Source organism: Aquincola sp. J276, assembly GCF_024700035.1.
Classification (GTDB): domain Bacteria; phylum Pseudomonadota; class Gammaproteobacteria; order Burkholderiales; family Burkholderiaceae_C; genus Aquincola; species Aquincola tertiaricarbonis.
The window spans coordinates 293,258-304,513 of sequence record NZ_JAJONC010000002.1 but is presented as its reverse complement, the minus strand read 5'-3'; the positions used below and the strand labels follow the sequence as shown (position 1 = coordinate 304,513).

11 protein-coding genes and 1 pseudogene are annotated in these 11,256 nt (G+C 71.7%); 5 read left to right on the top strand and 7 right to left on the bottom strand.

What is annotated here, in order from left to right; all coding sequences use genetic code 11:
* Positions 1–74: 74 nt before the first annotated feature.
* From LRS14_RS19240 to LRS14_RS19215, 6 genes and pseudogenes are all read right to left on the bottom strand, one after another.
* Positions 75–524, bottom strand: coding sequence for a hypothetical protein (locus LRS14_RS19240; protein WP_198156882.1), 450 nt, complete (start codon positions 522–524; stop codon positions 75–77).
* A 92-nt stretch (positions 525–616) separates the two neighbouring features.
* A complete protein-coding gene (locus LRS14_RS19235; protein ID WP_257800689.1) occupies positions 617–1,582 on the bottom strand; it encodes a tripartite tricarboxylate transporter substrate binding protein in 966 nt (321 codons plus the stop codon).
* A gap of 29 nt (positions 1,583–1,611) precedes the next feature.
* Positions 1,612–2,794 (bottom strand): annotated as a pseudogene (tcuB, locus tag LRS14_RS19230) (tricarballylate utilization 4Fe-4S protein TcuB).
* On the bottom strand, positions 2,781–4,196 hold the full coding sequence (tcuA, locus tag LRS14_RS19225; RefSeq protein WP_257800688.1) for an FAD-dependent tricarballylate dehydrogenase TcuA: 1,416 nt from the start codon (positions 4,194–4,196) through the stop codon (positions 2,781–2,783). The pseudogene tcuB and the gene tcuA overlap by 14 nt, the downstream one beginning before the upstream one ends.
* Positions 4,197–4,277: 81 nt before the next feature.
* The gene (locus LRS14_RS19220) at positions 4,278–5,204 is read right to left on the bottom strand and encodes a LysR family transcriptional regulator (RefSeq protein ID WP_257800687.1); all 927 of its coding nucleotides are present in this window, start codon (positions 5,202–5,204) and stop codon (positions 4,278–4,280) included.
* 62 nt (positions 5,205–5,266) lie between these two features.
* Positions 5,267–6,043 (bottom strand): SDR family NAD(P)-dependent oxidoreductase, encoded by a 777-nt coding sequence (locus tag LRS14_RS19215; protein ID WP_257800686.1) that lies wholly within the window; start codon positions 6,041–6,043, stop codon positions 5,267–5,269.
* Between the two features lie 155 nt (positions 6,044–6,198).
* Between LRS14_RS19215 and LRS14_RS19210 the strand changes: the two genes are divergently transcribed.
* From LRS14_RS19210 to kduD, 5 genes are read left to right on the top strand one after another with little or no spacing between them, the layout of a single operon-like run.
* Positions 6,199–6,981: an IclR family transcriptional regulator gene (locus tag LRS14_RS19210; protein ID WP_257800685.1), complete on the top strand. Its 783-nt coding sequence runs from the start codon at positions 6,199–6,201 to the stop codon at positions 6,979–6,981.
* Positions 6,978–7,976 (top strand): 2-dehydro-3-deoxygalactonokinase, encoded by a 999-nt coding sequence (locus tag LRS14_RS19205; RefSeq protein WP_257800684.1) that lies wholly within the window; start codon positions 6,978–6,980, stop codon positions 7,974–7,976. The genes LRS14_RS19210 and LRS14_RS19205 overlap by 4 nt, the downstream gene beginning before the upstream one ends.
* A complete protein-coding gene (locus LRS14_RS19200) occupies positions 7,973–8,638 on the top strand; it encodes a 2-dehydro-3-deoxy-6-phosphogalactonate aldolase (protein WP_257800683.1) in 666 nt (221 codons plus the stop codon). Before LRS14_RS19205 ends, LRS14_RS19200 begins: the two co-directional genes overlap by 4 nt.
* A gap of 27 nt (positions 8,639–8,665) precedes the next feature.
* Positions 8,666–9,634, top strand: a complete 969-nt coding sequence (locus LRS14_RS19195; RefSeq protein WP_257800682.1) for a tripartite tricarboxylate transporter substrate binding protein — start codon at positions 8,666–8,668, stop codon at positions 9,632–9,634.
* Positions 9,635–9,647: 13 nt separating this feature from the next.
* On the top strand, positions 9,648–10,412 hold the full coding sequence (gene kduD, locus LRS14_RS19190) for a 2-dehydro-3-deoxy-D-gluconate 5-dehydrogenase KduD (RefSeq protein WP_046111979.1): 765 nt from the start codon (positions 9,648–9,650) through the stop codon (positions 10,410–10,412).
* A gap of 4 nt (positions 10,413–10,416) precedes the next feature.
* Here kduD and LRS14_RS19185 read toward each other — a convergent pair whose 3' ends face one another.
* Complete coding sequence (locus LRS14_RS19185; protein WP_257800681.1) at positions 10,417–11,049, bottom strand: PEP-CTERM sorting domain-containing protein; 633 nt, start codon at positions 11,047–11,049, stop codon at positions 10,417–10,419.
* Positions 11,050–11,256 lie beyond the last annotated feature (207 nt).

Below are 11,256 nucleotides of genomic sequence, written 5' to 3'. Positions count from 1 at the left end.
GGCCCAAAGGGGTCGGAAAACCGACGCCGGGGGCTTGCAGCGGTTGGGTTTCCGTCCGTCCCTTGTGTGCCCCGTCAGCGAGGCTCGAGCAGAAACGTTTCGCCGGCGCCGGAAGCGGTGCGGCGCACCTTGAACACGGCGTGATCGCGCGGCTGGCCCGTCTCGGGAAACGGGAAGTCGAATTCGCCGTTGGACAGGGCATGCAGCTCCACGTGCGTGACGCGGTCCTCCAGGGCAAACACCAGGAAGGTCTGGTCCTGCCCGGCGCGCTCAATGCGGATCACCCGGCCGCACGCATTCCTCCCCGCGTGGATGAACCGACAGACTTCCTCCCGCGTGACGCCAGGCTTGAAGGCATAGAACCTGTCCCAGCCAAAGGACGTGAGCGAGGCGAGTGCCACCTCCTGGTTGCCCGCGTTGCGCACGGCCTGGCCCAGCCGCTGGCTGATCATGCCCACGCCGTTGGTGGCCTCCGAGCAGGCAGCGACCAGCACGATGGCAACGACGCTGGCGAACAACGACAACCGAGGGCGCATGCGGAAGGTCGGAGTGGGGAACGTGGCCGCAGCGTAGCGCACCCTGGCGCGGCGCAGGCCGCGCCCGCGACACGCCATCCTCAATCCGCCTTGATGCCCCGCTGCCTCACCAGCTCGCCCCAGGTCTTCGACTCGCTGGCGATGTAGTCGGCCAGCTGCTTGCGGCTGCCCGGCGCGGGGGTGAGGCCGTGGCGGTCGAGCTCGGCCTTGACCTCCGGGTCGCGCAGGGCCTTGACCAGCTCGGTGTTCCAGCGGTCCAGCACCGCCGCGGGTGTCTTGCCCGGCGCCACGAAGGCATACCAGTTGGTGGCGCTGAAGCCCGGGAAGCCGGACTCGGCCACGGTAGGCACGTTGGGCATGAACTCCGACCGCTGCAGGCCGGTAGTCGCCAGGGGCACCAGCTTGCCGGTCTCGATGTGCGGCGCGGCGGTGGCCGGGGTGCTGTAGTAGGAGGCGACGCGGCCGCCCAGCAGGTCCTGCAGCGCCGGGGCGCCGCCCTTGTAGGGGATGTGCACGGTGTCGATGCCGGCGCGCTGGTTCAGCAGTTCGCCCGCCAGGTGGGAGGCCGACCCGGCGCCGGTGGAGGCGAAGTCCAGCTTGCCGGGCTCGGCCTTGGCCTTGGCGATGAACTCGGCCAGCGTCTTCACGCCCACGCCCTGGTGCACCACCAGCACGTTCGGAAAGCTCACGCCCATGGTCAGCGGCGCCAGGTCCTTCTGCGGGTCGTAGCCCACCTTCATCAGGTGCGGCGCGATGGTCAGCGGGCCGATGGAGCCGAGCAGGATCACCGAGCCGTCGGGCTCGGCCTTGGCCACGAACTGGTGGGCGATGTTGCCGCCGGCGCCGGCGCGGTTGTCGACCACCACGCTCTGGCCGATGTTGGCTTGCAGCTTCTTCGCGATCATGCGGGCGGCTGCATCGGCCGCCCCGCCGGCAGCAAAGCCGACCACCATCGTGATCGGCTTCTTCGGCAGCTCCTGCGCGGCGGCGGGCCGGCTGAAGGCGAGCGCGCAGAGCGCGGCGGTGGCAAGCAGGCGGGTGTGCATCGGGTCGTCTCCGTTGGCGTTTTGAGTGTTCAGTCGTCGCCGAGCTGAAGCCGGCTGGGCTGGCGCTTCTCGATGGCCCACTTCAGCAGCGCGGCGCTGCGGTAGATGCCATGCGCGAACTTGCCGTAGGGCATGGTGGCGAACAGCGCCATCACCGCGCCCAGGTGCACCGACAGCAGCACGGTGAGCGCCGCGCTGCCCTTGCCCACCATCAACGCCAGGCCGCTGGCCGCGGTGAGGCACAGCAGGCCGATGAAGGCGCGGTCCATCGGCCGCTGGCGCAGGTCCTGCTGCAGTGCATGCCGCCGCAGGTTCAGCCAGAACAGGCCCACGGTGCCCACCACCAGCATCACGCCGCCGCTGATGCCCAGCAGCTTGGGCAGCGTGGTGTAGCCATAGGGCGCCGGCCAGTCGAGCAGGTAGTGGTACAGCGTGGCCACGCTGGTGGCCGCGAAGCACAGCAGGAAGCCGTAGAACGTGAGGTGGTGGAAGCGGCGGCGGGCCTGGGTGAAGCGGTCGTCGGCGTTGTTGCAGCCTTCTCCGTGGCCGCCGTCCAGGTACTTCAGCCGCAGCACGTCGTGCGTGGCCTCGGCCACCGCGGCGGCGCTGGCCGTCCCCGGCACCTCGCTGCGCCAGAAGCGCCGCACGCCGATGCCCAGCGCCAGCACCGCGAACAGGAACACCGGCGCAAACAGCGCCACCATCAGGTTGTGCGGAAACACTGCATAGAAGTTGCCGCCCTCCACCCCCGCCCCACAAGCCGCCGTGCAGCGCGGCCGCCAGCATCATGAACAGCGCCAGCCCGCCCGCCAGGGCCAGCGCCAGCGTCAGGCCGTTGCGCTGGTACAGCCGGCCCAGCGCGGGCGGCCAGGCGTATTCGCTGTAGGTGCCCAGCCGCACCTCGGCCATGGCCCGCGGCACATTGACCGCGAACTCGTGCGGCGGCGCGTACTGGCAGGCATGCAGGCAGGCGCCGCAGTTGTGGCACAGGTTGGCCAGGAAGTTGACGTCGTTCTTGGCGAAGTCCAGCCGCCGCGTCATCGCCGGGAACACGGCGCAGAAGCCTTCGCAGTACCGGCAGGCATTGCAGATCTGCAGCACGCGCGCCACCTCGGCCTCGCTGCCGGTCATCGGCTGGATGGGGATCACGCGCGCAGGCGCGGCACCGCCCAGCGAAGCGGCTTCGCGCACCAGGGTGTCAAGCGGGGACATGCTCGGCCTTCTTCAAGGTGGGTGCCGCGGCGGCTGCCGCCGCCTGGGTGCCGGCGATGCGGCCGAAGGCCGTGCCGATGCTCATGCCCACGCCTGCGGTGTAGCCCTGGCCCAGCACGTTGCCGGCCATCATTTCGCCGGCCACGAAGAGGTTGGGGCTGGGCCGGCCGGCGAAGCGCACCGCGGCGGTCTCGTCCACCTTCAGGCCCAGGTAGGTGAAGGTGACGCCGGGCTTGAGCGCATAGCCATAGAACGGCGGCGTGTCGATCGGCCGCGCCCAGTGGGTCTTGGCCGGGGCCAGGCTTTCGGTGCGGCAGTCGTCCAGCCGCGTGTGGTCGAAGCTGCCGGGCCGGCAGGCCGCGTTGTAGGCCTGCAGCGTCTGCACGAAGGCGGTTTCGTCCAGGCCCAGGCCGCGCGCCAGCTCGGGCAGGCTGCCCGCCTTGACGCCCGGGAACACCGGCGGCATGAAGCGGCCCACCGCCTTGGCATCGATCACCGAATAGGCCACCTGCCCCGGCTGCTGCGCCACCAGGCGGCCCCAGATGGCATAGCGCTTGGGCCAGAAGTCCTCGCCTTCGTCGTAGAAGCGGCGGGCCTCGCGGTTGACCACCACGCCCAGCGACACGCAGTCGATGCGGGTGCAGATGCCGCCGTCGTACAGCGGCGCGCGGGCGTCGATGGCCACCATGTGCGCCTGCGTCGGGTCGCCGATGGTGTCGGCGCCGGCGTCGATCATGAAGCGCAGCAGCACGCCGGTGTTGAAGCGGGTGCCGCGGATCAGGAAGTTGTCGGCCGGGTGCTCGCCGCGCTCGTTCACGCCCCAGGCTTCGCGCAGCCATTCGCGGTTGGACTCGAAGCCGCCCGAGGCCAGCACGCAGGCCTTGGCCGCAAAGCGCTGGCCGCCCGACCAGGCGGCGACGAAGCGGCCGTCCTGCAGCTCCAGCCGGTCCACCGGCGTGTCGTAGCGCAGCTGCACGCCCAGCCGCTCGGCGCTGCGGTAGTAGGCATTGACCAGCGCCTTGCCGCCGCCCATGAAGAAGGCATTGGTGCGCGCGGTGTGCAGCGCGCCTGACAGCGAGGGCTGGAAGTGCACGCCATGGCGGCGCATCCAGGGCCGGCAGGTGGCGCTGGCACGGATCACCAGCCGGGCCAGCGCCTCGTTGGTGCGGCCGCCGGTGACCTTGAGCAGGTCCTGCCAGAACTCCTCCTCGGTGTAGGCCTCCACCAGCACGTCCTGCGGAGCGTCGTGCATGCAGCGCAGGTTGCGCACGTGCTGCGAATTGCCGCCGCGCCACTCACGCGGCGAGGCTTCCAGCAGCTGCACCGTCGCGCCCGCCTCGCGCGCCATCAGCGCGGCGCACAGCGCAGCATTGCCTCCACCGATGACCAGCACGTCCGTCAAGTCGCCGTCTCCTGCTTTGAATGCAGGCGACTCTAGGCGGCGTGCGCTGCCGCCGCTAGACGGCCGCCGGGCAACAGGTGTTCAGGCTTCGTGAAGGGTGGCACCCGGCCAGTGGCCGCCCTGCACCAGGCCGCGGGCCACCTCGCGCAGCACCACGCGGGCGGCCAGCGCAGCGGGCGACAGCTCGTCATCCGGCAGCATGGCCAGCAGGTTCACGCGGCGAGCGCTGCGGTCGGCGATCTCGATGCGCACGATGTCGTCGCCCGCCAGCCGGGCCGTGGCCGCGCCGGGCTGGATGGTGGCGGCCAGGCCGGCGCACACCGCATCCATCAGCACCGCCAGGCCGTCCACCTCGTACAGCAGGTTGGCGCTGCCGCGGGCGCGGCGAAAGGCGGCGTCCACCGTGGCGCGCAGGCCGTGGTGGTTGCTGGGCAGCACCAGCGGCAGGCTGCCCAGCTGGGCCAGCCGCACCCGCGTGGCTGCCGGCAGGCCCGGCAGGCCGCGCAGGCCCAGCACGAACAGCCGCTCGTCCAGCAGCGGCACGGTGGAATGGCCGGCCGCGGTGCCGGTGTCGAACAGCACCGCCAGGTCCAGCTGGCGGGCGGTGAGCATGCCCGCCAGGTGGCCGGACAGGCTTTCCACCATGCGCAGCCGCACGTCCGGGTAGCGCTGGTGCATGGCCCGCATGAAGGGCAGCGCCAGCACCGCCGACGTGGAAGGCGCCAGCCCGACGCTGACATGGCCGGACAACCGCGCCTGCTGCGCCGCCCGCACCGCATCGTCGGCATGCCGCAGGGCCAGTTGCGCCTGCCGGTAGAAGGCCAGGCCGGCATCGGTGGGGCGGGTGCCGCTGGCACTGCGCTGCAGCAGCCGCGTGGCCAGCTCGCCTTCCAGCCGCGTGATCTGCTGGCTCAGCGCCGAAGTGACCATGCCCAGCTGCTGGGCCGCGCGGCCCATGCTGCCCGACTCCACCACGCTGACGAAGTAGCGCAACTGACGCAGTTCCAAGACGGGGCCTCCGAAGGGGGAGGCGCCAGTATCCGCCGCGGCTCACGCGGGCGGCCGATGGCTCAAGGCATGTACTGCCCGCCGTTGATGTCCAGCACCTGGCCGGTGATGTAGCCGCTGGCCGCATGCGAGGCGAAGAACAGGAAGGCCGGCGCGGCGTCCTCCGGCTGGCCAAAGCGGCCCATGGGGATGCCGCGCGAGATGGCCGCCTTCACCTCGGCCGACTTGTCGGCATGGAAGGCGGTGTCGAAGGTGCCGGGCGACACCGTGTTGAAGCGGATGCCGTCGGCGGTGTGGAAACCCACCCAGTTCTTCTGGATGTTGTGCAGCCAGGCCTTGGCCGCGCCGTACAGGCCGGCGCCCGGCCCGCCGCCGGTGTAGGCCGCCACCGAGCCGACCAGGATCACGGAGGCGGTCTGCCCGCTGGCCTGCGCCGAGGCCTTCAGGTGCGGCAGCGCAAAGCGCGTGGTCATCAGCGCCGACCGTGCATTGAGGTGATGCACCGCATCGAAGAAGCCGTCGTCGATCTCCGCCAGCGGCACCCGCGCCACCAGGCCGCCGGCGTTGTTCACCAGCACGTCGATGCCGCCGAAGCGCTCGACGAAGGCCTGCACGATGCGCTGGCAATCCTCGGTGCGCGACAGGTCGCCGGGCAGGAACATCGCCTGTCCGCCATCGGCCTGCAGCGCCTGCAGCCGCTGCCCCAGGTCCGCCGGTGCACTGCGGCCGTTGAAGCCCACCTGCGCGCCGCAGCGCGCGAAGGCCTGCACCGCGGCCCAGCCGATGCCCTGGGTGGAACCGGTGACCAGCACCCGCCGGCCCTTCAAGTCGCTGAACATGCTGTGTGTGCTCCTGCTGTGTACGCGGGGCCCCCGGCCCGGCTGGGCGGCGATGTTGGCGCAACGGCGGCAGCAAGTACAAATGTCCCGATAGTTGGGACCGCGTGCCGATTTTTGACACACCATCGGCACCTTCCTACGATGCGCCCGAACCCATGGACACCGACACCGCACCCACCACCGCCAGCGGCACGCAGACGCTGATGCGCGGCCTGCAGCTCATCGAATGCGTGGCCGAAGGCATCGGCGACGTGCGCGGCATCGCCCAGCGCCTGGGCACGCCGCGCAGCACCACCCACCGCATGCTGGGCAGCCTGGTGCAGGCCGGCTGGCTGCATCACATCCCTTACCGCGGCTACCTGCTGGGGCCCAAGCTGCTGTGGCTGGGCCAGCAGGCCAGCGAGCAGCGGCCGCTGGCCGCGCTGGCGCATCCGCACCTGGCGCTGCTGGCGCAGCAAACCGGCGACACGGTGCACCTGGGCACGGTGGAGGCCGACGAGGTGCTCTACCTGGACAAGGTGTCCGGCACCAAGGGGCTGGAGATGCGCTCGCGCATCGGCCAGCGCATGCCGCTGGCCTCCACCGGCGTGGGCAAGGCGCTGATGCTGGGCATGGACGAGGACCGCTGGAAGCCGCTGCACAAGCAGGCGCAGCAGGCGCGCGCCCCCGGCAAGCCCGCACTGCGGCCCTGGCGGCAGTGGCTGGCCGAGATGCGCCGCTACCGCGAGCAGGGCGTGGTGATGGACCTGGAGGAGAACGAATACGGCATCCGCTGCGTGGGCGCGCCGGTGCGAGACATCAGCGGCGAGGTGGTCGCTGCCATCAGCGTGGCCAGCGCCCTGCCCTACATGCCCGATGAACGCATGGCCCGGATGGCGCCGGTGGTGCGCACGCGGGCGCAGGCCCTGTCCCGCGAGCTGGGCTGGAGCGGCGCATGACCCACACGCAGCCGACGGCCGACCTGCTGGCCCTGGACTGGGGCACTTCCAACCTGCGCGCCTATGCCCTGGCCGCCGACGGCCGGATGCTGGCCGAGCGCAGCAGCGCCCGCGGCATCGCGCAGCTGGCGCAGCCCGGCGACGCCGGCTTCGAGCAGGCGCTGGACGAGATCGCCGGCGACTGGCTGCGCGCCCGCCCCGGCCTGCCGATGGTGGCCTGCGGCATGGTGGGCAGTGCCCAGGGCTGGCGCGAGGCCGCCTACGTGCCCTGCCCCGCCGACGTGCAGCGGCTGGCCGACCAAGCCTGCCGCGTGGCCACCGCGCACGGCCCGCTGCTGATCGCGCCCGGCCTGCTGCATGCGCCGGCCGATGCGCCGCCCGACGTGATGCGCGGCGAGGAGATCCAGATTGCCGGCGCGCTGGCCGCCCTGCCTGCGGCCGGCCTCGATGCCGACGAGGCCTGGCTGCTGCTGCCCGGCACGCACGCCAAGTGGGCGCAGGTGCGGCACGGCCGGGTGCTCGGCTTTGCCACCTACATGACCGGTGAGCTGTATGCGGTGCTGCGCAAGCATTCCCTGCTGGGGCGCACCATGCCGGCGGAGACGGACGGGCCCGTGGCCAGCGACGAAGCCGCCTTTGCCGCAGGCGTCGCGCAAGCCCGGCAGGCCGGCCCGGGCGACCTGCCGCACCAGCTGTTCGCCACCCGCACGCTGGGCCTCACCGGGCGGCTGGGGCCGCAGGCGCAGGCCGACTACCTCTCGGGCCTGCTCATCGGGCATGAACTCGTGTCCGGCCTGGCGCGGCTGCAGGGCCGCCCGCCGCTGGTGCTGGTGGGCGAACCAGCGCTGCTGCAGCGCTATGCGGGCGCGCTGCATGCCCTGGGGCAGGCACCCGCCGCCTTGCTGGGCAACAGCGCTCCGCAGGGCTTGTTGCAGTTCGCATGCGCGGCCGGCCTGCTGGCCGGGCATGTCCCGACCTTGAAAGCCGTTCCATGACCGACGTTCTCCATCCCGATGCCGCCTTGCGCGCCCACCGCTTCCAGCAGGCCCGCCGACTGCTGCCGCTGGTGGCCATCCTGCGCGGCCTGCAGCCGGAAGACGCCATCGACGTGGGCCAGGCGCTGGCCGAGGCCGGTTTCCATTTCGTCGAGGTGCCGCTCAATTCGCCCGATGCCTTCGAGAGCATCCGCCGCCTGCGCGGCCACCTGCCTTCCGAAGTGCTGGTGGGCGCCGGCACCGTGATGCAGCCGGCCGAGGTGGCGCAGCTGGCCGCGCTGGGCGCCGACCTGGTGGTGATGCCGCATGCCGACGTGGCCCTGATCCGCGAGGCCAAGGCCCAGGGCCTGCTGTGCCTGCCCGGCGTGGCCACGCCCACCGAAGCCTTCGCCGCGCTGGCTGCCGGCGCGGACGGGCTCAAGCTGTTCCCGGCCGAGCTGGTGAGCCCTGCGGCGGTGAAGGCGATGCGCGCCGTGCTGCCGCCGGGGCTGCTGCTGCTGCCGGTGGGCGGCATCACGCCCGGGGGCATGGCCGCCTACCGCCAGGCCGGCGCCGGCGGCTTCGGCCTGGGCAGCGCGCTGTATGCACCCGGCCTGGGCGCCGACGAGGTGGGCCGCCGCGCGCGGGAGTTTGTCGCCGCCTGGCAGGCGCCGGGCGGCTGAGATTTCTAACGAGGAGACAAGCACGCCATGACCATCACACGACGCACCACGCTGCAGGCCGCCGGCCTGGCCGCCCTGGGCCTGCTGCAGGCCGCCCCCGCCCGCGCGCAGGACTATCCCCAGCGCCCTATCGAGCTGGTGGTGCCTTATGCCGCCGGCGGCGGAACGGACGCGGTGGCCCGGGCCTTCGCCGAGGCGCTGAAGAAGCACCTGCCGCAGTCGGTGCTGGTGGTCAACAAGGCCGGAGCGGGTGGCGCCATCGGCTTCACCGAGGTGATGTCCTCCCGCCCCGACGGGTACAAGATCGGCGTGGGCACGGTGGAGATCACGATGCTGCCGCACCTGGGCGTGGCCCGCTTCTCGGCCGACGACTTCACGCCCATCGCCCAGCTGAATGCGGAGCCCAGCGCCGTCACGGTGCAGTCCGGCGCGCCCTGGCGCACGCTGGAAGATTTCCTGGCCCATGCACGCGCCAAGCCGGGCGAAGTGCGCATCGGCAACTCGGGCACCGGCGCCATCTGGCACCTGGCGGCCGAGCAGATGGGCCGCAAGACCGGCACCCGCTTCATGCACGTGCCCTATGCCGGCGCCAACCCCGCCATCAACGATTTGCTGGGCGGCCACATCGAGGCGGTGACGGTCAGCCCGTCGGAGGTGGCGCAGCATGTGGCCGGCGGCAAGCTCCGGCTGCTGGGCGTGATGGCCGACCAGCGTGCGGCCCGCTTTGCCGACGTGCCCACGCTGAAGGAGCGGGGCGTCGACGTGAGCATCAGCACCTGGCGCGGCATCGTGGTGCCGCGGCGCACGCCGCCGCAGGTGGTGGAGGTGCTGCGCAATGCCAGCCGCCTGGCCGCGCAGGAAGCCGGCTTCCGCGATGCGCTGGCCCGGCTGGACCTGACCCATGTCTATGCCGACGCACCGGACTTCCAGAAGGTGATCGAGCGCGACAACGCCTTCTTCAAGCAGCTGATGGCCGAGCTGGGCATCAGCCGCTGAGCGGCGAAGCGGCATGACGGACACCTCCGCCTTCACGCTGCAGGGCCGGGTGGCCCTGGTCACCGGCTGCAACAAGGGGCTGGGCCAGGGCATGGCGCTGGCGCTGGCCGCGGCCGGCGCCCGCATCGTGGCCGTCAACCGCAGCGCGCCCGACGACACCATGGCCCGGCTGCAGGCGATGGGCGCGCCGGCGCTGGACCTGCGGGCCGATTTCACCGACGTGGCCGGCTACGGCGCGCTGGTGGCGCAGGCGGTGCAGGCCTTCGGCCGCGTGGACATCCTGGTGAACAACGCCGGCACCATCCGCCGCGCCGATGCGCTCGACGTCACCGAGGCCGACTGGGACGCGGTGGTCGACCTCAACCTCAAGAGCGTGTTCTTCCTGTCGCAGGCGGTGGCCCGGCAGTGCGTGGCCCAGGGCGGTGGCGGCAAGATCATCAACATCGCATCGATGCTGTCGTACCAGGGCGGGCTGCGCGTGCCGGCCTACACCGCGGCCAAGAGCGCGGTGCTGGGCCTCACGCGGCAACTGGCCAACGAATGGGCGCCGCACGGCATCCAGGTCAATGCCATCGCGCCGGGCTACATGGCCACCGACAACACCGAGGCGCTGCGCGCGGATGCCGACCGCAGCAGCGCCATCCTGGCGCGCATCCCGGCCGGCCGCTGGGGCACGCCGGCCGACCTGGCCGGGCCGGTGGTGTTCCTGGCCTCGGCCGCGTCGGACTACGTCAACGGCTTCACCCTGGCGGTGGACGGCGGCTGGCTGGCGCGCTAGCCAGCTAGCCGCGCCGCCCCCGGCGCAGCGCGGCCACGCCGGCCAGCGCCAGGCCGGCGAGCAGGGCCGAGGCCGGTTCAGGGATCTCCTGCGGCGGGCCGCCGCCATCGTCGCCCAGGCGCGCGTACACCGAGAAGTGCGACAGGTCGGGGATGCGGCCGCCGCCGTTGACGAAGCTCATCGACCAGGCGCCGCCACCGCTGCCATCGAACAGCACGTCGTCGAAGAAGTACAGCGCATAGGCGTCGCTGCCCTTCAGCACGCCGATCAGGTCCAGCGTGGTGGGCAGGCTGCCGCCGGTGCCGGTGAGCGTCCAGTTGCCGGACTTGCCGGTGGTGGACGTCAGCGCGAACTGGATGCCCAGCAGGTTGTTGCTGGTGTCGGGGCTGTTGTCGGTGTTGTCCTTCGCGGCCAGGCCCCAGCCGCTCTGCCACTTCAGGCCCAGGCCGTTGATCGCGGCGGCGCTGTCGTTGCCCGACACCACGCCATAACAATCGTTGGCATTGCTGGCGCCACCGGCCGGGCCGTTGACGCCATAGGTCATGTCGCTGACGGCCAGGCCCTGTGGATGCGGCGTGCCGTCGCTGCAGTACAGCGGTGCCGCCATCGCGCTGCCGGCGCCCAGCAAGGCCAGCATCACCGCTGCCTGCCTGGCCTGGCCCATCGACCGTTGGCCGGCCTGCCCTGCTACCCCTTGTCCCCGTGTGGTCCGCATGTGGAACTCCCTGCGTGTATGTACTGCTTACAACGCAATGGGCGTGCCACCGGAGCCAAGTGGTTGTCGTGGTTGGCTATTCCGGCCTTTGGGCCTGCATGCGGCGGTGCAGCGTGTAACAAGGGCCGA